The organism is Faecalibacterium sp. PGM34 (assembly GCF_054456555.1).
Genome location: NZ_CM136898.1, coordinates 2,490,536 through 2,511,367, shown reverse-complemented (window position 1 = coordinate 2,511,367; position 20,832 = coordinate 2,490,536). Strand labels below are relative to the sequence as shown.

Genomic DNA, 20,832 nt, shown 5'->3' with positions numbered 1-20,832 from the left:
CCTTTGCGGAAAGGATGGATCATTGGATGACAGAACAACTGAATGTGCAGCAGATGGCGCAGCGCCTGCTGGCTGCGGACAACATTTTGATTCTGTGCCACAAAAACCCGGACGGTGACACCATCGGCTGCGGCAGTGCCCTGTACTATGCGCTCAAAGCGCTGGAAAAAACAACAGCGGTGCTCTGCTCCGATGACATTCCGTCCCGCTACGCCTTTACGAACCCACGGCTGTTCAAGGGCGAGTTCGAGCCCCGCACCGTGATCGCGGTGGACGTGGCCGGTTTGCAGCTGTTTGGCGAAAATAACGGTGTGCCGCAGTATGCACGCCATGTAGACCTGTGCATCGACCACCACGCAGGCAACAACGGCTATGCCGATTTTACTCTTCTGGATGCCGGTGCCGCTGCGGCAGCGGAGCTGCTGTATCAGGTCATCGTGGAGATGGGCGTGACCATCACCCCCCACATTGCCGACTGCCTGTACACCGGTGTTGCCACCGATACCGGCTGCTTCAAGTTTTCCTCCACCACGGCCAACACCCACACAGTGGCGGCAAAGCTGATTGAGGCCGGCTGTCATGTAGAGGAGCTGAACACCCTGCTCTTCGACACCAAGCCCCGTGCCCGCATGGAGGCCGAGCGCATCGCCCGCAACCATCTGGAGTACTATCTGGACGGCCGCTGCGCCCTGATCTACCTGACGAGGGACGAGATCCGGCAGAGCGGGGTAGATCCCGCAGATCTGGAGGAGCTGACCAGCCTGCCCATCAGCATCGAGGGGGTCAAGGTGGGTCTGACCCTGCGCCAGCAGCCCGGCGGCAGCTACCGCATCAGCGTGCGCACCGCAAAGGGCGTGGACGCCTGTGCCATCGCACGGCGGCTGGGCGGCGGCGGCCACACCCGCGCAGCGGGCTGTGAGCTGCTGGGCGACCTTGAAAACACCAAAAATGCGATCCTTGCAGAGGTGGAAGCCGAACTGGACGCACTGCAGGAGGAAGCATGATGCAGGGCATCCTGATCGTAGACAAGCCCATGGACTGGACCAGCTTTGACGTGGTGGCAAAGCTGCGCGGCGTGCTGGGTACCCGCAAGCTGGGGCACAGCGGTACGTTGGACCCCATGGCCACCGGCGTTCTGCCGGTGTTCTGCGGCGGTGCCAGCAAGGCGGTGGATCTGCAGCTGAACCACGACAAAGCTTACCGCGCCACCCTGCGCTTGGGTGCGCGCACGGATACCGGCGATAGCACCGGCACGGTGCTGGAAACAGCCCCCGTCACTGCCGGGGAAAAAGAGCTGCTGGCTGTGCTGCCGCAGTTCATCGGCCCGCAGATGCAGGTGCCGCCCATGTACTCGGCGGTCAAGATCAACGGCCAGCCGCTGTATAAGCTGGCGCGCGAGGGTGTGACCGTGGAGCGCAAGGCGCGCCCCATTGAAATCTACGGCATCGAGTACGGCGGCAGTCCGGCAGAGAACGAATATGTGCTTACGGTGCGCTGCTCTAAAGGCACCTATATCCGCACGCTGCTGGAGGATATCGCCGCCGCCATGGGGCAGAAGGGCACCATGAGCGCGCTGCGCCGCACTTCTGCCGGTCTGTACACCGAAGCGGACGCCCACACGCTGGAAGAGATCCTTGCCGCAAAGGAGCAGGGGAGCGCCGCGCTGGAAGCACTGATGCTGCCGGTGGAAAGCGTGTTCACCCCGCTGCCGCTGCTGGTGGTGGAGCCATGGGTGGAGCAGCACCTGTACAACGGCTGTCCCACCAGCCGCTACCCGGCGGCAGACGGACGCTACCGGGTGTGCAATGCCGCCGGGCAGTTCCTTGGCCTTGCCAACATCACCGGCGGGGTGCTCCGGGTGGAAAAACTGTTTGTGGAACGTAATTGAGCAATAAAGGAAACAAGACCCATGCAGATCATTTCTCAGTTTGCCCCGCTGCCGCTGGCACAGCCCGAAAAGGGCACCGCCGTGGCCATGGGCTACTTTGACGGCATCCATATCGGCCACCGGGCGGTGATCGAAGGGGCGGTGCAGTGGGCAAAGACCCATGATGCAGCTCCGGCGGTGTTCACCTTCCGCCTGCCGGTGGAAAATAAAATGAAGGGCAAGCGCCTGCTCTCCACCGAGGATAAGCACGCCTTGATCCACAGCCTTGGGGTGGAGTATTACCTCACCCCGGACTTTGAAGCGATCAAGGCACTGAGCCCGGAGGAGTTTGTGCGCGGCATCGTGGAAAACTGCCACGCCCGGGCGCTGTTCTGCGGCGAAAACTTCACCTTTGGCGCAAAGGCGGCCGGTACCCCGGAGCTGCTGCGCGCCCTCTGTGTCCCCCTTGGGGTAGAGGTAGTTGTGGTGCCCATGGCGCAGTTTGAGGAAAAGCCGGTGTCCTCTACCCGCATCCGCACTGCGCTGGAGGGCGGGGACATCCCGGCCGCCAACGCCATGCTGGGCATGCCCTACGCCATCCGCTTTGCGGTGCAGCACGGGGCAGGGCTGGGACACACCCTCGGGGTGCCCACCATCAACCAGCTGTACCCGCAGGGCTTCCAGATGCCCCGCAGCGGCATTTATATCACCCGCACCTGCATCAACGGGGGGTGGTATCCCTCGGCCACCGGTCTGGGCAGCCGCCCGACTGTGAACGATGACGCTACCAAGGTGACCTGCGAGACCTTTATCCCGGGCTTTTCCGGTGATCTGTACGGCACCGACCCGGTGGTGGAGTTCCACGCCTACCTGAGCCCCAGCAAAAAGTTTGATACACTGGATCAGCTGCGGGACTGCATCAACGATGCCGCCCGCCGCGCACAGGAATATTTTGCATAACGCATACGTACACCGGCCGCTGCACAGTATTTTGTGCGGCGGCCTTGTTTGATGCGGGACGATTTGAAATGCCCTCCGCTTGCCGGGTTGCGGCTCCCAGCATCCGCATCGTGCCTTGAGCGGCACGCGCGTCTTGCTGGCCGCTGCCCCAACAACTCCTCCCTGTTTCCGCCACTGGCGGCGGTCGTCGTCGTTGCACTCTGGGCATAATGCAAGGAATTATATTTTTGACTTGGGATTCGAAAACGTCTGCGGGTGTTTCCGAATCCCTTTTTCACAGGAAGGGGACGTGAGGATGCTACCCGTGTGAAATAACTCTTTTTTGACAGCAAACGCATTTTATACGGAAAATTTGCCTTTGAACGGCGGCATTTCCGGCGTCTGGGGGCAGAAAAAACCGAACTTCGGGCAAAATAGACACATTTCCGTGCAACAACGGCAAATGTTTGTTAAACAATTATCTATCTCTTATCCTTGCAATGCACACAGTTTTTGTTTATAATAGTAACTGTACGGGGCAACTCCCCGATTGTGAGCGAGACTCTGGTTCAGAATTATAATTTGAGAGGAGTTTTTACCATGGGTTTAGGTAAGAAGACGATCGACGATCAGAACTACTGCGGCAAGAAGGTGCTTGTCCGCTGCGATTTCAACGTCCCGATGAAGGACGGTGTCATCACCAACGAGAACCGCATCAATGCAGCACTGCCCACCATCCAGAAGCTGGTCAACGATGGCGCTAAGGTCATCCTGTGCAGCCATCTGGGCAAGCCCAAGAACGGCCCCGAGGCTAAGTTCAGCCTGGCTCCCGTTGCTGTGGCTCTGAGCGCAAAGCTGGGCAAGACCGTTGTGTTTGCCGACGACGACAACGTTGTGGGCGAGAACGCAAAGGCTGCTGTGGCTGCCATGAACAACGGCGACGTCGTTCTGCTGCAGAACACCCGTTTCCGCAAGGAAGAGACCAAGAATATGCCCGAGTTCAGCGAGGAGCTGGCTTCTCTGGCTGACGCTTATGTGGACGACGCCTTCGGCAGCTGCCACCGTGCACACTGCTCCACCGCAGGTGTCACCGACTACATCAAGGATACCGCTGTCGGTTACCTGATGGAGAAGGAGATCAAGTATCTGGGCAACGCCGTCAACGACCCCGTCCGTCCCTTCACCGCTATTCTGGGCGGCGCTAAGGTTGCTGATAAGCTGAACGTCATCTCCAACCTGCTGGAGAAGGTCGATACCCTGATCATCGGCGGCGGCATGGCTTACACCTTCGTCAAGGCTCAGGGCTACGAAGTGGGCAAGAGCCTGTGCGACGACACCAAGCTGGACTACTGCAAGGAAATGATGGCAAAGGCTCAGGAGAAGGGCGTCAAGCTGCTGCTGCCCGTGGATGCAGCCTGCATCAAGGACTTCCCCGATCCCATCGACGCTCCTGTGGACGTGACCGTGGTGCCTGTCACCGCAATCCCCGCTGACATGGAGGGCTGCGACATCGGCCCCGAGACCATGAAGCTGTTTGCTGACGCTGTCAAGGCTTCCAAGACTGTTGTCTGGAACGGCCCCATGGGCGTGTTCGAGAACCCCACTCTGGCAGCCGGTACCCTGGCTGTTGCCAAGGCTATGGCTGAGAGCGATGCTACCACCGTCATCGGCGGCGGCGACAGCGCAGCAGCTGTACAGCAGATGGGTCTGGGCGACAAGATGACCCACATCTCCACCGGCGGCGGCGCTTCTCTGGAGTATCTGGAGGGCAAGGAGCTGCCCGGCATCGCAGTCATCCAGAACGCATAATTTTTCCGGCATCACAATGGGTGCGGCGGCATTTACGCCGCCGCATCTTTTCTTTTTGTGCAGACAATTTGTAAATATTTACGAAGGTAAGGAGAAAATAACAATGGATAAGGCAAAGCGCAAGGCTATTATCGCTGGCAACTGGAAGATGAACAAGACCGCCTCCGAGGCTGCTGTTCTGGTGGACGAGCTGATCCCCGCCGTGAAGGACGCCACCTGCGAGGTCGTCATCTGCACCCCGTTTACCGATCTGGTCACTGCTGTGGCTAAGACCAAGGGCACCAACATCCATGTGGGCGCCGAGAACGTCCACTTTGAGAAGTCCGGTGCTTTCACCGGCGAGATCAGCGCCGATATGCTGGTGGATCTGGGCGTGGAGTACGTCATTGTTGGCCACTCTGAGCGCCGTCAGTACTTTGCAGAGACCGACCAGACCGTTAACAAGCGCACGCTGGCTGCCCTGAACGCCGGTCTGAAGGTCATCCTGTGCGTGGGCGAGAGCCTGCAGCAGCGCGAGGAGGGCGTTACCGAGGAGCTGGTCCGTATGCAGACCAAGATCGCCCTGCGTGACGTGACCGCCGAGCAGATGGCAAACGTTGTCATCGCCTACGAGCCTGTCTGGGCTATCGGCACCGGCAAGACCGCTACCTCTGATCAGGCACAGGAAGTCTGCGCTCAGATCCGCAAGGTGGTGGGCGAGCTGTACGGCGAGGCTGTGGCCGAGGCTACCACCGTGCAGTACGGCGGCAGCATGAACGCCAAGAACTGCGAGGAGCTGCTGAGCAAGAAGGACGTGGACGGCGGCCTGATCGGCGGCGCATCCCTGAAGGCTCCGGACTTTGCTGTCATCGTCAATGCAGCCACCAAGGGCTGAGCAACTGCCTTTTTCCCTAATTAGCTGTTTCAGCGCCCGGCTGCGCCGTTTTTTCAGCGCTGAGCCGGGCGCTGATCTGTTTTTACAGCAGCCGCTCGGATGTTATGCACCCGCAGGCTGCACCCGCAGGCAGGGCGCTTAGCCTTGCCTGCAACGCGTGATAAATTCAAAGGAGATTCAATTTTATGGCAAAGAAACCTGTTCTTCTGTGCATCATGGATGGCTTCGGCTGGGTGCCGAACGAGACCTTTGGCAACGCCGTGGTGGCTGCCAAGACCCCCCATCTGGATGCTCTGATGGCAAAGTACCCCATGACCACCATTGATGCTTCCGGCATGGCTGTCGGCCTGCCCGATGGCCAGATGGGCAACTCTGAGGTCGGCCACACCAACATGGGCGCAGGCCGCATCGTGTACCAGCAGCTGACCCTCATCACCAAGTCCATCCGTGACGGCGAGATGCTCAAGAACCCTGTGCTGGTCAAGAACATGAAGGCCGCCATCGAGGCCGGTAAGGCCATCCACCTGATGGGTCTGGTGGGCACCGGCGGTGTGCACAGCCATGCCGACCACTGGTTTGGCGTGCTGGAGATGGCAAAGCATCTGGGTGCAAAGGAAGTTTACCTGCACTGCATCACCGATGGCCGCGACACCGACCCCCACTCCGGCAAGGGCTTCCTGGCTGATCTGCAGGCCAAGCTGGACGAGCTGGGCGTGGGCAAGATCGCCAGCGTTTCCGGCCGTTACTACGCCATGGACCGCGATAACAACTGGGACCGCGAGGAGAAGGCTTACGCTGCCTTCGTCTACGGCGAGGGCGAGCACGCCGCCAACGCTGCCGAGGCCATCGAGGCTTCCTACGCCGCAGACAAGACCGATGAGTTCGTGCTGCCCTGTGTCACCTGCGAGGGTGGCCGCGTGCAGGACGGCGACACCGTTATCTTTATGAACTTCCGCCCCGACCGTGCCCGCCAGATGACCCGCATCTTCTGCGACGATGCCTTTACCGGCTTCGAGCGCCGCGGCGGCCGCAAGCAGGTGCACTACGTCTGCATGGCCGAGTACGATGCCACCATGCCCAACTGTGAAGTTGCTTATCCCCCGGTGGAGCTGAAGAACGTTCTGGGCGAGTATCTGTCTGCCCACGGCAAGACCCAGCTGCGCATCGCCGAGACCGAGAAGTACGCCCACGTCACCTTCTTCTTCAACGGCGGCGTGGAGGCACCCTACGAGGGCGAGGATCGCTGCGTCATCCCCAGCCCCAAGGTTGCCACCTACGACCTGCAGCCCGAGATGAGTGCCCCCGAAGTTGCTGCCGAGTGCGTCAAGCGCATTGAGAGCGGCAAGTATGATGTGGTGATCCTGAACTTCGCAAACTGCGATATGGTCGGCCACACCGGCGTGTTCGAGGCTGCTGTCAAGGCCGTTGAGGCTGTGGACACCTGCGTGGATCAGGTTGTCACCGCTGTGCTGAACGCCGGCGGCTGCGCCTTCATCACCGCCGACCACGGCAACGCTGAAAAGATGATGAACCCGGACGGCACCCCCTTCACCGCCCACACCACCAACGTTGTGCCCTTTGTGGCAGTTGGCTGCGGCGATGTGAAGCTGCGCGAGGGCGGCTGCCTGGCCGACATCGCACCCACCATGCTGCCCTATATCGGCCTGCCCGTCCCCGCCGAGATGACCGGCAAGAGCATCATCGTGGAGTGATGCCTGACGGGATAACCGGATAAACAAAAAAGGCTGCTGCACTTTTTGTGCGGCAGCCTTTTTGCGTAAGAAAAATTTCCGTGAAAAGGGAATAGCGGAGCGTCCGCAGACGATCCGCTATTCTGAAATTAAAAATAGTTCGCCTGCAAAAACGGCAGAACTTACTTTTTCAGGTGACTGTCCCAGCCGCTGGAGGTGGTGGCCTGCTTGTCAGGCGTGCACCACATGGCTTCTACGCCGTCCAGCGATTCCACCAGCTTCTGTCCCTCTTCCAGCGGCATACAGAACAGGGCAGTGGTCAGGCAGTCTGCCATGCCGGAGTCCGGGCACAGCACGGTGACGCCGTTGTAGTAGGCAGCGGGCCACAGGGTGTCCGGGTCGATGATGTGGTGGTAGCGCTTGCCGTCCACCACAAAGTAGCGCTGGTAGTCGCCGCTGGTCACCAGTGCAAGGTCGCTCATGTTGATGGGCGAGCCGAAAATGGAGTTGGTGTTGGTGTACACCTCCGAGGCGTTCCACGGGTTCTCCACGCCGCCCGTCCACTGGCTGCCGTCCGGCTTTGTGCCGATGGCGCGCAGGTTGCCGCCCACGCTTACCAGTGCGCTGGTCAGACCCCGGGCTTCGGCGGCGCGGCAGACCATCTCCACTGCGTAGCCCTTGCCCACGCTGCCCACGTCCAGCGACATCTCCGGGTCGGACAGATAGACCGTTTTGGCCTTCTCGTCGATGACAAGGTCGTTGATATCGCAGTGCCGGGCAGCGGCTTCCAGCTCCTCCTGTGTGGGCAGGGTGTTGTCGGTCTCGGAGGCGTTCTGTTCGGCAGCTTCGCGGTAATCGTGCCAGATGCCCAGCACGCTGCCCATGGCAATATTGATCTTGCCGCCGGTCAGGTCGTACATCTGCCGCGCCAGCTCCAGCATGGAGAGGATGCGGTCATCTACCTGCACCGGGGCTTTCCCGGCATTTTCGTTGATGGTCTTGACGTTCACAACGCCGTCATAGTCGTTGTAGATATCGTAGAGCTGGTTGTAGGCGACAAGATCCTGATGCAGCGCCTGCATTTGGGTGTTGAACTCTTCCTCGCTCTCGCAGTAGGCGATGACCTGCGTCACCGTGTCGAACACATCATAAAAGATGGTACTGTACCGGGTCAGCTCTTTTTTGGGCTTGCAGCCGACCAGCAGGCCAAGGCTCAGCACCGCCGCCAGCAGCGCAGCGGTCATGCGGGTGATGCGGTTCTTCATACGGTCTGGCTCTCCTTTGCGGCGGTAAAGGCGGTGTGCTCCTCCTGCAAATGTGCCAGCAGGTCTGCAAACATCCAGTTGCGGTTTGCGGGGGTGACCACCGCCTTGAGCGGGATAGTCACCTGTGCCTGCCGCATCAGGTCCAGCAGGGTGTCCACATCTTTATTGCGGAAGTTTGCAAGCACCAGCGCCGGGGGATAGGCACCCGGCTCCAGCACCAGCGTTCTGGGGGCTTTTACCTCCACCTCGCCCAGCAGCTGGGCAACGGTCTTGCCGGCATCGGCGGGGGAAACAAGCAGCAGCTTCATGCCAAAGGCGGGTGCCATGCCCTCCAGCTTGCCCCGGTCGGCGGGGGAAAGGTTCCAGCCCAGCGCCAGCGGCACCCCGGCGTTCTGATTGCGTGCAATGTGTGCTTTCATCTTTAAAACCTCTTTCGGCAGTGTTTTTTCAAAATACACTTTAGTATACCATAAAATCCGCAAAAAGAAAATGTGCTGCAACTTTGGTAAATAAAAAAAGGGCTGCCGTATAAAACGGCAGCCCCTTTTTGCATGAAAGAAATATTATTGACCAATCATCAGGCTATATGGAATGCATGGCTCCACACAGCGATGAAGATTACAGGCCGAAGAAGCCCAGAATCAGACCGCCCAGAATCAGCAGCCAGATGCCCAAGCCAATGGTAGTAGCCACAGGACCAACAGAAGAGCCGGGAGTGGGTTCCGGATCAGGAGTGGGTTCCGGATCGGGAGTGGGTTCCGGAGCGGGCTGTGTAGCGTCGCACTGCTGGCACTTGCCATCAACGTAGGTGCAGGGAACATTCTCGCTCACAACTGCATCGCAGTCAGCGCACAGAACATTGTGGGTGCCATTGTTGTTGGCAACAAACTTGAAGTGCTGACCCATGTGGTCGCAGGTAGCGTCGCACTGCTGGCACTTGCCATCAACGTAGGTGCAGGGAACATTCTCGCTCACAACTGTATCGCAGTCAGCGCACAGAACGTTGTGGGTGCCATTGTTGTTGGCAACAAACTTGAAGTGCTGACCCATGTGGTCGCAGGTAGCGCCGCACTGCTGGCACTTGCCATCAACGTAGGTGCAGGGAACATTCTCGCTCACAACTGTATCGCAGTCAGCGCACAGAACATGGTGGGTGCCATTGTTGTTGGCAACAAATTTGAAGTGCTGACCCATGTGGTCGCAGGTAGCGCCGCACTGCTGGCACTTGCCATCAACGTAGGTGCAGGGAACATTCTCGCTCACAACTGTATCGCAGTCAGCGCACAGAACATGGTGGGTGCCATTGTTGTTGGCAACAAACTTGAAGTGCTGACCCATGTGGTCGCAGGTAGCGCCGCACTGCTGGCACTTGCCATCAACGTAGGTGCAGGGAACATTCTCGCTCACAACTGTATCGCAGTCAGCGCACAGAACATGGTGGGTGCCATTGTTGTTGGCAACAAACTTGAAGTGCTGACCCATGTGGTCGCAGGTAGCGCCGCACTGCTGGCACTTGCCATCAACGTAGGTGCAGGGAACATTCTCGCTCACAACTGTATCGCAGTCAGCGCACAGAACATGGTGGGTGCCATTGTTGTTGGCAACAAACTTGAAGTGCTGACCCATGTGGTCGCAGGTAGCGCCGCACTGCTGGCACTTGCCATCAACGTAGGTGCAGGGAACATTCTCGCTCACAACTGCATCGCAGTCAGCGCACAGAACGTTGTGGGTGCCATTGTTGTTGGCATCAAACTTGAAGTGCTGACCCATGTGGTCGCAAGCAGGCTCCTCAGCGCCGCACTGCTGGCACTTGCCATCAACGTAGGTGCAGGGAACATTCTCGCTCACAACTGCATCGCAGTCAGCGCACAGAACGTTGTGGGTGCCATTGTTGTTGGCATCAAACTTGAAGTGCTGACCCATGTGGTTGCAGGTAGCACCACAAGCGCACTGGCCATTTTCGTTGTAGGAGTGCTTGGCAGTGTCCACAACTTTGTTGCAGGTGGGGCATACTACATTGTGAGTGCCGTCGCCATTATCAACAACATTCTGTGCGCCAACATGGCTGCAAGCGTTGCCGCAGATACATTTACCATCCTTGCCGAAAGAACAAGGGTGAATTCCGCAATCCTCGAATAAGCCATTGGGATTACGGAATATGACCTTATGGTGAGTAGAGTCAACCACATCATAGTCAAAATTGCCTACAGTGACCGCAAAGGCTGCAGGAGCCATAGCAAGCACCATAGCACCTGCTACAACAAGAGACAGCACACGGCTTACTTTTTTGAGTTTCATAAACCGAATCTCCTTTACAAAAACAATACAGTTTATTTTTCTATAAAACGTGGTGCTCTGCTGTGCCACCATGCATGGACGGCAGGGTACGTTGTTTCCAGAAACAGCGTAAACCCCTCTATTCCCTCAGGGGTGGAAAACACCACTTGCACACATATGCTTTACAGCATTCCATCCGCAAGCGACCGGTTCACGGAGTATTTCCTCCGGTGGAATACGACAGTGTGAACGGCGCTTGATACGCTGTAAAGAAACCTCCAACGGTGGGGAGATAGAAAGGCAATTCTTTTTACTGCAACGATCCATTTCCATAATACCTCCCAAAAATGTTGGTGTGGTGGTATGTTTTTTTGCTCAAATCTATTATAGTTATTCTGGAAACAACTGTCAAGGTTGAAAATTCTGTGTACGCTATTTTTTATAGACTTTACAAAATTGGTCAGCTCTTCTTTTTTGTTCCGGCACAGAGGTTGTACTATTAAAGGTGTAATAGGTCTCAGTTCATTTTTTTGCCGAAGAACTCCACCTCTTTGCCGATGAACTGCATCAGTTCATCGAACTGGTCGGGGGTCAGGCTCTGTGCGCCGTCGCACTTGGCCTTGGCGGGGTTGTTGTGCACCTCGATCATCAGACCGTCTGCACCGGCGGCGACCGCAGCTTTGGCCAGCTCCGGCACCATCCATGCGTGGCCGCAGGCATGGCTGGGGTCCACCACCACCGGCAGATGGGTCATCTTGTGCAGCATGACCACACCGGCAAGGTCCAGCGTGTTGCGCATACTGGTCTCAAAGGTGCGGATGCCGCGCTCGCACAGGATGACATTCTCGTTGCCCTCTGCCATGATGTACTCGGCGCTCATCACGAACTCTTCCAGCGTGTTGGCAAGGCCGCGCTTGAGCAGCACCGGCTTTTTCTGGCGGCCAACAGCCTTGAGCAGCTCAAAGTTCTGCATATTGCGGGCGCCTACCTGAATGAGGTCTACGTTTTCAAACAAGGGCAGGTGCTCGGTGTTCATGATCTCGGTCACAATGGGCGAACCGGTGGCGCGGCGCGCCAGCTTGAGCAGGTCCAGGCCCTCGCTGCGCATACCCTGAAAGGAGTAGGGGGAGGTGCGGGGCTTGAACGCACCGCCGCGCAGCAGGGAAGCGCCTGCCGCCTTTACCCGCTGCGCGCAGTAGGTGATCTGCTCCTCACTCTCAATGCTGCACGGCCCGGCGATGACTGCAAAGTTGCCGCCGCCGATCTTGACGCCCTCCACATCGATAACGCTGTCGTCCGGGTGGAACTTGCGGTTGGCCTTTTTGTAGGGCTCGGACACGCGGCGGCAGGTCTCTACCACCGGGTTTGCCAGCACCCAGCTTTCCGCAATGGCCTTGGTATCGCCGATCAGACCCAGAATATGGGTGTCGCTGCCCTTGGAATCGTTGATCTGCAAGCCCATATCTTCCAGCTCGTGGCAGAACTCGCGTACCTGTACGTCGGGTGCATCCTGTTTGAGTACGATGATCATAGTGTTTTGTCTCCTTTGCCTTTTCCTATCGTGTGAAACGGCGAGGGAGACCGGCTCCTTTGCCGCAGCTTGCAATGTCAAACTTCAGTACTCTGAAGTGCGTGACGCTATGATATCACTTCATGAAACTGAAGTCAAGAGAAATTTTGAATTTTTTCAGAAAAAGTGGTAGAATAGAAACAAAGCAAATGTAAAAGAGGGAATAACAATGGGAAAAGAAGCTAAAACCAACGCAATGCGCATTCTGGAACGGGAAAAGGTGGCCTACACCGCCCACGAGTACCCCCACGAGGAGGGGGTGGCGGTGGACGGTGTGACCGTAGCCGCCAGCATGGGCGAGGACCCCGCCTGCGTTTACAAGACGCTGGTAACGCAGGGCAGCAGCAAAAACTACTTTGTGTTCGTCATTCCGGTGGCGGCAGAGCTGGATTTAAAGGCCGCTGCCCGCAGCGTGGGCGAAAAGAGCGTGGCAATGATCCATGTGGCGGAGATCAACAAGGTGACCGGCTATGTGCGGGGCGGCTGCAGCCCGGTGGGCATGAAAAAGCAGTACCACACCGTCTTTGACGAAAGCGTGCTGACCCAGCAGAAGGTCTACGTTTCCGGTGGGCGCATCGGCACGCAGGTGTGCTGCGCCCCGGCAGATCTGATCCGCGCTGCCCGCGCTGCCACCGCAAAGATCATTTTTTAAAAATCCTGCTCCATATCTGGGATACATCAACACAGCCTTTACATAAAATATACTTGCTGCATAAGTCATACTTAAAAAGAAAAAGGATGGCGAAACTGCACAAAACTTTCAAAAGTTTTTTGACGGCATGGGAACACAAGGGAGAATTTACCCAAACGCTCTTTGCAAAGCGGTTTTTTTGCCGTAAACTGTATTTAGTACAGGGACGATGGCCCAAAAATCGGGCTTGCATCGCCGCCTGAAAAAACGCTTGCACAGGAAACTGCGGAGGGAAACTTCAATGATGCTGCTGGTGCCGGGTCGCATGGAATGGGGTCACATTCACTGCAATCAGGGGCATGGTGCAGCCTTGTGCAAAATGCGCGGACAGAAAAACCGGAAATAAAGGCCGTGGTACAGGTGTACCGCAGCCTTTTTTGTTTGTCGGTCTTGTTGGACAGTTGAGAAAGAGAGGCTTTGGAAAATGATTCGTAAAGTGGCAGTGATCATGGGTTCGGACAGCGATTGGCCGGTGGTCAAGGGTGCCTGCGCCCAGCTGAAGGCACTGGACATCCCCTTTGAGGCACACATCCTTTCGGCACACCGCACCCCCGCCGAGGCAGCAGCCTTTGCAAAAAGCGCAAAGGCCAACGGCTTTGGCGTCATCCTGTGCGCGGCAGGCATGGCAGCACATCTGGCAGGTGCTTTTGCCGCCAACACCACCCTGCCGGTCATCGGCATCCCCATGAAGGGCGGCGCGATGGATGGCTTGGACGCGCTGCTGGCTACCGTGCAGATGCCCAGCGGCATCCCGGTGGCGACTGTGGCGCTGAACGGTGCCAAGAACGCCGCATGGCTGGCTGCTGAGATCCTGGCACTGAGCGATGATGCACTGGCTGAAAAGCTGGAAGCCGAGCGCGTGGCCATGGCACAGCAGATCGCAGCCAAGGAAGAAAAGCTGCAGAACGAACTGAACGAGCTGTAAAGGAGAACCAATGTCTGATTTTGCATATCCGCTGCATGAGGAGTGCGGCGTTTTCGGCATCTACGACCGTGCCGGTACCGAGGATGTGGCCGCAGCGGCTTATTCGGCCCTGTATGCGCTGCAGCACCGCGGGCAGGAGAGCTGCGGCATCGCCGTCAACGATGACGGCGTGATCACCGGCCACCGGGATCTGGGCCTTGTGAACGAGGTGTTCACCCCGGAGGTGCTGGCAAGCCTGTCCACTACCACGGCACACATGGCCACCGGTCATGTGCGCTACGCCACTGCCGGCACCCGCGTCCGCGCCAACGCCCAGCCCATGATCGTCCGGCATGGCCGCGGCACCATGGCGCTGTGCCACAACGGCAACCTGACCAACGCCGTGGAGCTGCGCCGCCAGCTGGAAAACGAGGGCGCGATCTTCCACGGCTCCTCGGATACCGAGGTCATCTGCTACCTCATCACCCGCAACCGTCTGCGCATGGGCAGCATCGAGACTGCCATCAGCAAGACCATGGACGTGCTGGAGGGTGCATACAGCCTTGTGATCATGTCTGCCACCAAGCTCATCGCGGTGCGCGACCCCCGGGGCTACCGTCCCCTGTGCATCGGCACCCTGCCCGGCGGCGGCTACGTCTTTGCCAGCGAAAGCTGCGCACTGGATGCCACCGGCGCTTCTCTGCTGCGGGACGTGGAGCCCGGCGAGATCGTGGTAGTGGATACCAAGACCGGCGAGCTGCGCAGCATCAAGGATCACTGCGGCCGCCCGGACACCCAGATGTGCGTGTTCGAGTTCATCTACTTTGCCCGCCCGGACAGCGTCATCGAGGGCAGCTCGGTGCACGAGGCCCGCAAGCAGGCAGGCCGCTTCCTTGCACAGGAGCACCCGGTGGAGGCCGATGTGGTCATCGGCGTGCCGGATTCCGGTCTGGATGCCGCCCTGGGCTACTCGCAGGAGAGCGGCATCCCCTACGGCATCGGCTTCATCAAGAACAAATACATCGGCCGCACCTTTATTCAGGGCAGCCAGAAGCAGCGCGAGAACAGCGTGCGCATCAAGCTGAACGTGGTGTCCAGCACCGTCAAGGGTAAGCGCGTGGTGCTGGTGGATGACTCCATCGTACGCGGCACCACCTCTGCCCGCATCATCAAGCTGCTGCGGGATGCTGGTGCTGCCGAGGTGCACTTTATGGTCTCTGCACCTCCCTTTAAGTATCCGTGTTACTTCGGCACCGATATCCCGGATCAGAAGCTGCTGGTGGCCACCGGCCGCACGCTGGAGCAGATCAACGAGGTCATCGGCGCCGATACGCTGGGCTATTTGTCCAACGAGCACGTTGTCCAGCTTGCCAAAAACGCAAAATGCGGTTTCTGCACTGCCTGCTTTACCGGCGAGTATGCCGTAGAGCCGGAAAGTGTGCTTTCTACCGATATTCACGACCGTCACCTGAACGACCGTCCCAAGGACGCCAAAAAGTTAGGAGAGTAAGAACATGGAAAAGAGCTATTCTGAAAGCTACGCCGCAGCAGGCGTGGACATTACCGCCGGTTACCGCTCTGTGGAGCTGATGAAGCAGTATGTCGCCCGTACCATGAACGAGCACTGCATCGGCGGTCTGGGCGGCTTTGGCGGCCTGTTTGAGCTGGATTGCACCGGTTACAAGCACCCGGTGCTGATCTCCGGCACCGATGGTGTGGGCACCAAGCTGAAGGTGGCCATGATCATGGATAAGCACGACACCATCGGCATCGACTGCGTGGCCATGTGCGTCAACGATGTCATCTGCGCCGGTGCAAAGCCGCTGGTGTTCCTCGATTATATCGCCTGCGGCCGCAACGTGCCGGAAAAGATCGCCAACATCGTCAAGGGCGTGGCCGAGGGCTGCGTGCAGGCCGATTGTGCACTGGTAGGCGGCGAGACTGCCGAGCACCCGGGCATGATGCCGGAGGACGAGTACGATCTGGCCGGTTTCACCGTGGGCGTTGTGGACAAGGAAAAGATCCTGAACAACGAGACCATGGCGGCAGGTGACGTGATCATCGCTCTGCCCTCCACCGGTGTGCACTCCAACGGCTTCTCGCTGGTGCGCAAGGTGTTCAACATCGACGCCGACCCCGATGTGCTGCTCTCCACCCCCGCCGAGCTGGGCGGCAAGACCCTTGGCGAGGTGCTGCTGGCTCCCACCAAGATCTACGTCAAGCCTGTGCTGAAGGTGCTGGAAGAGGTGCAGGTCAAGGGCATCTCCCACATCACCGGCGGCGGCTTCTACGAGAATATCCCCCGCAGCCTGAAGAAGGGCTGCTGCGCCCGCATCAACAAGGCAGATGTGCGCACCCCCGCTCTGTTCCACCTGATGCAGAAGGTGGGCGGCATCTCCGAGCACGATATGTTCAACACCTTCAACATGGGCGTGGGCATGGTGCTCACTGTGCCCGCCGAGCAGGCCGACAAGGCACTGGAGATCCTGCACGCCAATGGCGAGCCGGAGGCCTACCGTCTGGGCGTCATCGCAGAAGGTGAGGGCGTGGAGCTGTGCTGAACATTGCCGTGTTAGTGTCCGGCGGCGGCACCAATCTGCAGGCGCTGCTGGACAGCGAGGCCCGGGGCGAGAACCCCAATGGTAAAATTACGCTGGTAGTGGCCTCCAAGCCCGGCGTCTTTGCGCTGGAACGCGCTGCAAAGGCCGGTGTGGAAGGCTGCGTGGTGCGCCGCAAGGACTACGCCACCAGCGAGGAATTTGACGCTGCGCTGCTGGAAACACTGCGGGCGCACAACATTGATCTGGTGGTGCTGGCGGGCTTTCTGTCCGTGCTGGGCCCCAGCGTCATCGCGGCCTATCCGCGCCGCATCCTGAACGTGCACCCCGCGCTGATCCCTTCCTTCTGCGGGCCGGGCATGTACGGCCTGCGTCCCCACGAGGCCGCACTGGCCCGGGGCTGCAAGGTGACCGGCGCTACCGTTCACTTTGTCAACGAGGAGTGCGACGGCGAGCCCATCCTGCTGCAGAAGGCCGTGGACATCCTGCCCGGCGATACCCCCGAGGTGCTGCAGAAGCGGGTGATGGAACAGGCTGAATGGAAGCTGCTGCCCAAGGCGGTGGCTATGGTGTGCAGCGGAGAGATCCGCTGAAAGCTTGCAGAGCGTTGTTCTTGCCTCTCCCTTTGGGAGAGGTGGCACGGCGTAAGCCGTGACGGAGAGGGCGGGGAAGTTGCCTCCGCAAAGAGGTTCGCCCTCTCAGGCGCTGACGCGCCAGCTCCCCCAAAGGGGGAGCCGAGAGTTGCTCTTTGAAAACAAAAATGCAAGGGAGAACAACAATGGAAAAGATCAACCTGAACGAGTATCTGGCCTCCAACGAGTACCCCGGCCGCGGCATTGCTGTGGCAATGGCACCGGACGGACGGCAGATGTTTATCGGCTACTTTATCATGGGCCGCAGCGAGAACAGCCGCAACCGCGTGTTTGACCCCGTGCCCGAGCGCGGCGGCATCTGCACCGTTGCAGCCGACCCCGCAAAGCTGGAGGACCCCAGCCTGATCATTTACAATCCGGTGCTGACCCTTGGCAAGACCCATATCGTGACCAACGGCGACCAGACCGATACCATCTACGACCTGATGAGTCAGGGCAAGAGCTTTGCCGATGCCCTGCGCACCCGCACCTTTGAGCCGGACGGCCCCAACTACACCCCCCGCATCTCCGCTGTGGTGTACGCCGACGGCAGCTACCAGATGAGCATCCTCAAGTCTGCCGACGGCAACGGCGACAGTGTGCAGCGCTATTTCTTTGATTATCCCCAGCCCGTTGCAGGCGAGGGTCACTTCATCAGCACCTACAAGCACAATGGCAACCCCATCCCCAGCTTTGAGGGCGAGCCGCTGCGCTTTGCCTGCCCCCGCACCATCGGCGATTTTGCCCACGATATGTGGAGCAGCCTGAATCTGGACAACAAGGTGAGCCTGTTTGCCCGCGTTATTGATCTGGACACCGGCGAGAGCGGCGATATGATCTTCAACAAGTACGACCCCGTTTGCAGCGACTTTGACGACCCCGAGGAGCCGGAGCTGCTGCCCGAGGAGCTGGAACTGCTCAAAAAGCTTGACGCCGAGGAAGAATAAGAGTAAACCTTAGGATATAAGGAGGATGCACCAATGAATGAACTCGCACTGAAGTACGGCTGCAACCCCAACCAGAAGCCCAGCCGCATTTATATGGAAAATGGCTCCGACCTGCCCGTTACCGTGCTGAACGGCAAGCCCGGCTACATCAACTTTCTGGATGCCCTCAACTCCATCCAGCTGGTCAAGGAACTGAAAAACGCCTGCGGTCTGCCCGCAGCGGCTTCCTTCAAGCATGTTTCCCCGGCGGGCGCAGCACTGGGTCTGCCCCTGACCGAGGTGGAGCGCCGGATGTACCACATTGCCCCGGAGACAGAGCTTTCTCCGCTGGCCTGTGCCTACGCCCGCGCCCGCGGCGCAGACCGCATGTCCTCCTTCGGCGATTGGATCGCCCTGTCTGACATCTGCGATGTGCCCACCGCAAAGCTGATCCAGCACGAAGTGTCCGACGGCATCATCGCCCCGGGCTACGAGCCGGAGGCACTGGCCATCCTGTCTGGCAAAAAGAAGGGCAACTACAACGTGGTCGCTATCGACCCCGCCTATCAGCCCGCTCCCATCGAGCACAAGCAGGTGTACGGCATCACCTTCGAGCAGGGCCGCAACGAGCTGGTCATCAACGCCGACACCATGCTGAACAACTGGGTCACCGAGAATAAGGACGTGACCGAGGAGCAGAAGCGTGACCTCATCATTGCCCTGATTACTTTGAAGTACACCCAGTCCAACAGCGTGTGCTACACCTACAACGGTCAGACCATCGGCGTGGGCGCAGGCCAGCAGAGCCGCATCCACTGCACCCGTCTGGCCGGTCAGAAGGCCGAAAACTGGCAGCTGCGCCACATGGACAAGGTGCTGAACCTGCCCTTCCGTGACGATGTGGCAAAGCCCAACCGCGACAACGCCATTGATGTTTACATCGGCGATACCCCGGAGGATGTCATTGGTGATGACGTCTGGGCCGAGACCTTCACCCGCCAGCCTGAGCCGTTGACCGCCGAGGAAAAGAAGGCTTACCTCAGCAAGGTGACCGGTGTGTGCCTTGGCTCGGACGCCTTCTTCCCCTTCGGTGACAACATCGAGCGCGCCCGCCGCTCCGGCGTGACTGCCATCGTGCAGCCCGGCGGCTCCATCCGCGACCAGCAGGTCATCGACACCTGCAACAAGTACGGCATCGCCATGGCCTTCTGCGGCCTGCGGCTGTTCCATCACTAAGGAAAAAGGAACGAACCCTCTCAGTCGCCTGACGGCGACAGCTCCCCCGAGGGGGGAGCTTTATGCGGGAAAACGGGCAGGAATGCTCCTTCCGCTGAACGCGGCACCTGCCGTCAGCGGAAAAAGCTCCCCCTTCGGGGGAGCTGGCATTGCGCAGCAATGACTGAGAGGGTCATTCAAAAACGGGAAGGTGAATGATATGGCTGAAAAAATTCTGGTAGTGGGCGGCGGCGGCCGCGAGCACGCCATCATCAAGGCACTGAAAAAGAGCCCTGACTGCGGCGAGATCTGGTGCGCACCGGGCAACGGCGGCATCAGCTATGACGCCAAGTGCAAAAACATCAAAGCTACCGATGTGGATACCATGGTAGGCTTTGCAGTGGAAGAAAAGTTCGATTACGTTGTGGTGGCGCAGGACGACCCCCTTGCACTGGGCATGGTGGACGCGCTGGCAAAGGTGGGCATCCCCGCCTTTGGCCCGGACAAGGCCGCTGCACGCATCGAGGCTTCCAAGGTGTTCTCCAAGGATCTGATGAAGAAATACGGCATCCCCACCGCAAAGTACGAGACCTTCGATGACCCCGCCAAGGTCATGGATTACATCCGCGCCGAGGGCAAGTACCCGGTGGTCATCAAGGCAGACGGCCTTGCACTGGGCAAGGGCGTGCTCATCTGCGAAAACGAGCAGCAGGCCGCTGAGGGTGTCAAGGAGATCATGCTGGACAAAAAGTTCGGCGCATCCGGCAATCATGTGGTGGTGGAAGAGTTCCTCACCGGGCCGGAGGTCAGCGTGCTGAGCTTTACGGACGGCAAGGTGGTCAAGCCCATGGTCTCCAGCATGAACCATAAGCGCGCCAACGACCACGATACCGGCCTGAACACCGGCGGCATGGGCACCATTGCCCCCAACCCCTACTACACCCCGGAAGTGGCTGCGGAGTGCATGGAAAAGATCTTCCTGCCCACCATCCGCGCTATGAACGCCGAGGGCTGCCCCTTCAAGGGCTGCCTGTACTTCGGCCTCATGCTCACCCCGGACGGTTCCAAGGTCATCGAGTATAACTGCCGCTTCGGCGACCCCGAAACGCAGGTGGTGCTGCCGCTGCTGGAAAGCGACCTGCTGCACATCATGCAGGCCTGTACCGACGGCACGCTGGCACAGCAGGAGGTCAAGTTCTCCGATGGCGCTGCGGCCTGCGTCATTCTGGCTTCCGGCGGTTACCCCGTGGCCTACGAGAAGGGCAAGCCCATCTCCGGCCTTGTGGACGGCCAGCTGCCCGGCGAGGAGAACGTGACGGTGTACCATTCCGGTACTGCCATCACCGAGGACGGACAGCTGGTGACCAACGGCGGCCGCGTGCTGGGCGTTACCGCCACCGGCCCGCGTCTGACCAACGCCCTGAGCCACGCCTACGAAGCAGCCGAAAAGATCAGCTTTGAAAAGCTGCATAAGCGCAGCGATATCGGACTGCGTGCCCTGAAAGCGCTGGCAGAGAAGCAGTAAGTAAGAGAACCCTCTCAGTCGCCTGACGGCGACAGCTCCCCCGAGGGGGGAGCTTTATGCGAGAAAATGGATAAGCCTATGCTTTCCAT

General features: G+C 59.0%; 18 protein-coding genes. 14 read left to right on the top strand and 4 right to left on the bottom strand.

The window, feature by feature from the left end:
* Nucleotides 1-14: 14 nt before the first annotated feature.
* The 6 genes from ACXPUX_RS12125 (at nt 15) to gpmI (ending at nt 7,201) form a co-directional block, all read left to right on the top strand.
* Nucleotides 15-1,004: a DHH family phosphoesterase gene (locus ACXPUX_RS12125; protein ID WP_458828522.1), complete on the top strand. Its 990-nt coding sequence runs from the start codon at nt 15-17 to the stop codon at nt 1,002-1,004.
* Nucleotides 1,004-1,888, top strand: a complete 885-nt coding sequence (gene truB / locus ACXPUX_RS12120) for a tRNA pseudouridine(55) synthase TruB (protein ID WP_458831240.1) — start codon at nt 1,004-1,006, stop codon at nt 1,886-1,888. The genes ACXPUX_RS12125 and truB overlap by 1 nt, the downstream gene beginning before the upstream one ends.
* A gap of 21 nt (nt 1,889-1,909) precedes the next feature.
* Nucleotides 1,910-2,827 carry a bifunctional riboflavin kinase/FMN adenylyltransferase gene (gene ribF, locus ACXPUX_RS12115; RefSeq protein WP_458828521.1) on the top strand — a complete coding sequence of 306 codons (918 nt, stop codon included), beginning with the start codon at nt 1,910-1,912 and terminating at the stop codon, nt 2,825-2,827.
* 579 nt (nt 2,828-3,406) lie between these two features.
* A complete protein-coding gene (locus tag ACXPUX_RS12110; RefSeq protein WP_308562415.1) occupies nt 3,407-4,615 on the top strand; it encodes a phosphoglycerate kinase in 1,209 nt (402 codons plus the stop codon).
* 103 nt (nt 4,616-4,718) lie between these two features.
* Nucleotides 4,719-5,489, top strand: coding sequence for a triose-phosphate isomerase (gene tpiA / locus ACXPUX_RS12105; RefSeq protein WP_458828519.1), 771 nt, complete (start codon nt 4,719-4,721; stop codon nt 5,487-5,489).
* Nucleotides 5,490-5,674: 185 nt separating this feature from the next.
* On the top strand, nt 5,675-7,201 hold the full coding sequence (gpmI, locus tag ACXPUX_RS12100) for a 2,3-bisphosphoglycerate-independent phosphoglycerate mutase (protein WP_458828518.1): 1,527 nt from the start codon (nt 5,675-5,677) through the stop codon (nt 7,199-7,201).
* 161 nt (nt 7,202-7,362) lie between these two features.
* Here the strand turns inward: gpmI and ACXPUX_RS12095 are convergent, their stop codons facing one another.
* The 4 genes from ACXPUX_RS12095 to aroF all read right to left on the bottom strand — a co-directional run bounded on the left by ACXPUX_RS12095 (nt 7,363) and on the right by aroF (nt 12,253).
* The gene (locus ACXPUX_RS12095; RefSeq protein WP_458828517.1) at nt 7,363-8,445 is read right to left on the bottom strand and encodes an FAD:protein FMN transferase; all 1,083 of its coding nucleotides are present in this window, start codon (nt 8,443-8,445) and stop codon (nt 7,363-7,365) included.
* Nucleotides 8,442-8,864, bottom strand: coding sequence for a DUF3783 domain-containing protein (locus tag ACXPUX_RS12090; RefSeq protein ID WP_458828516.1), 423 nt, complete (start codon nt 8,862-8,864; stop codon nt 8,442-8,444). The genes ACXPUX_RS12095 and ACXPUX_RS12090 overlap by 4 nt, the downstream gene beginning before the upstream one ends.
* A 199-nt stretch (nt 8,865-9,063) precedes the next feature.
* Entirely contained in the window at nt 9,064-10,743 is a 1,680-nt protein-coding gene (locus tag ACXPUX_RS12085; protein ID WP_458828515.1) for a hypothetical protein, read from the bottom strand.
* Nucleotides 10,744-11,239: 496 nt separating this feature from the next.
* On the bottom strand, nt 11,240-12,253 hold the full coding sequence (aroF, locus tag ACXPUX_RS12080; protein WP_005922307.1) for a 3-deoxy-7-phosphoheptulonate synthase: 1,014 nt from the start codon (nt 12,251-12,253) through the stop codon (nt 11,240-11,242).
* 208 nt (nt 12,254-12,461) lie between these two features.
* Between aroF and ybaK the strand changes: the two genes are divergently transcribed.
* The 8 genes from ybaK (at nt 12,462) to purD (ending at nt 20,743) form a co-directional block, all read left to right on the top strand.
* Nucleotides 12,462-12,944 carry a Cys-tRNA(Pro) deacylase gene (ybaK, locus tag ACXPUX_RS12075; protein WP_458828514.1) on the top strand — a complete coding sequence of 161 codons (483 nt, stop codon included), beginning with the start codon at nt 12,462-12,464 and terminating at the stop codon, nt 12,942-12,944.
* 463 nt (nt 12,945-13,407) lie between these two features.
* Nucleotides 13,408-13,908, top strand: a complete 501-nt coding sequence (purE, locus tag ACXPUX_RS12070) for a 5-(carboxyamino)imidazole ribonucleotide mutase (protein WP_458828513.1) — start codon at nt 13,408-13,410, stop codon at nt 13,906-13,908.
* Nucleotides 13,909-13,918: 10 nt separating this feature from the next.
* Nucleotides 13,919-15,397: an amidophosphoribosyltransferase gene (gene purF, locus ACXPUX_RS12065; protein WP_005922299.1), complete on the top strand. Its 1,479-nt coding sequence runs from the start codon at nt 13,919-13,921 to the stop codon at nt 15,395-15,397.
* 4 nt (nt 15,398-15,401) lie between these two features.
* Nucleotides 15,402-16,448, top strand: a complete 1,047-nt coding sequence (purM, locus tag ACXPUX_RS12060; RefSeq protein ID WP_458828512.1) for a phosphoribosylformylglycinamidine cyclo-ligase — start codon at nt 15,402-15,404, stop codon at nt 16,446-16,448.
* Nucleotides 16,442-17,038 carry a phosphoribosylglycinamide formyltransferase gene (purN, locus tag ACXPUX_RS12055; RefSeq protein ID WP_458828511.1) on the top strand — a complete coding sequence of 199 codons (597 nt, stop codon included), beginning with the start codon at nt 16,442-16,444 and terminating at the stop codon, nt 17,036-17,038. The genes purM and purN overlap by 7 nt, the downstream gene beginning before the upstream one ends.
* Nucleotides 17,039-17,223: 185 nt before the next feature.
* Nucleotides 17,224-18,024 (top strand): IMP cyclohydrolase, encoded by an 801-nt coding sequence (locus ACXPUX_RS12050; protein WP_005922296.1) that lies wholly within the window; start codon nt 17,224-17,226, stop codon nt 18,022-18,024.
* A gap of 33 nt (nt 18,025-18,057) precedes the next feature.
* Nucleotides 18,058-19,239 (top strand): phosphoribosylaminoimidazolecarboxamide formyltransferase, encoded by a 1,182-nt coding sequence (locus ACXPUX_RS12045; RefSeq protein WP_458828510.1) that lies wholly within the window; start codon nt 18,058-18,060, stop codon nt 19,237-19,239.
* Nucleotides 19,240-19,438: 199 nt separating this feature from the next.
* The gene (gene purD / locus ACXPUX_RS12040) at nt 19,439-20,743 is read left to right on the top strand and encodes a phosphoribosylamine--glycine ligase (RefSeq protein WP_458828509.1); all 1,305 of its coding nucleotides are present in this window, start codon (nt 19,439-19,441) and stop codon (nt 20,741-20,743) included.
* Nucleotides 20,744-20,832 lie beyond the last annotated feature (89 nt).

Bases quoted from the DNA above. Each gene is read 5' to 3' on its own strand.
- ACXPUX_RS12125 (WP_458828522.1), top strand. From the start codon at position 15: ATGGATCATTGGATGACAGAACAACTGAATGTGCAGCAGATGGCGCAG.
- truB (WP_458831240.1), top strand. From the start codon at position 1,004: ATGCAGGGCATCCTGATCGTAGACAAGCCCATGGACTGGACCAGCTTT.
- ribF (WP_458828521.1), top strand. From the start codon at position 1,910: ATGCAGATCATTTCTCAGTTTGCCCCGCTGCCGCTGGCACAGCCCGAA.
- ACXPUX_RS12110 (WP_308562415.1), top strand. From the start codon at position 3,407: ATGGGTTTAGGTAAGAAGACGATCGACGATCAGAACTACTGCGGCAAG.
- tpiA (WP_458828519.1), top strand. From the start codon at position 4,719: ATGGATAAGGCAAAGCGCAAGGCTATTATCGCTGGCAACTGGAAGATG.
- gpmI (WP_458828518.1), top strand. From the start codon at position 5,675: ATGGCAAAGAAACCTGTTCTTCTGTGCATCATGGATGGCTTCGGCTGG.
- ACXPUX_RS12095 (WP_458828517.1), bottom strand. From the start codon at position 8,445: ATGAAGAACCGCATCACCCGCATGACCGCTGCGCTGCTGGCGGCGGTG.
- ACXPUX_RS12090 (WP_458828516.1), bottom strand. From the start codon at position 8,864: ATGAAAGCACACATTGCACGCAATCAGAACGCCGGGGTGCCGCTGGCG.
- ACXPUX_RS12085 (WP_458828515.1), bottom strand. From the start codon at position 10,743: ATGAAACTCAAAAAAGTAAGCCGTGTGCTGTCTCTTGTTGTAGCAGGT.
- aroF (WP_005922307.1), bottom strand. From the start codon at position 12,253: ATGATCATCGTACTCAAACAGGATGCACCCGACGTACAGGTACGCGAG.
- ybaK (WP_458828514.1), top strand. From the start codon at position 12,462: ATGGGAAAAGAAGCTAAAACCAACGCAATGCGCATTCTGGAACGGGAA.
- purE (WP_458828513.1), top strand. From the start codon at position 13,408: ATGATTCGTAAAGTGGCAGTGATCATGGGTTCGGACAGCGATTGGCCG.
- purF (WP_005922299.1), top strand. From the start codon at position 13,919: ATGTCTGATTTTGCATATCCGCTGCATGAGGAGTGCGGCGTTTTCGGC.
- purM (WP_458828512.1), top strand. From the start codon at position 15,402: ATGGAAAAGAGCTATTCTGAAAGCTACGCCGCAGCAGGCGTGGACATT.
- ACXPUX_RS12050 (WP_005922296.1), top strand. From the start codon at position 17,224: ATGGAAAAGATCAACCTGAACGAGTATCTGGCCTCCAACGAGTACCCC.
- ACXPUX_RS12045 (WP_458828510.1), top strand. From the start codon at position 18,058: ATGAATGAACTCGCACTGAAGTACGGCTGCAACCCCAACCAGAAGCCC.
- purD (WP_458828509.1), top strand. From the start codon at position 19,439: ATGGCTGAAAAAATTCTGGTAGTGGGCGGCGGCGGCCGCGAGCACGCC.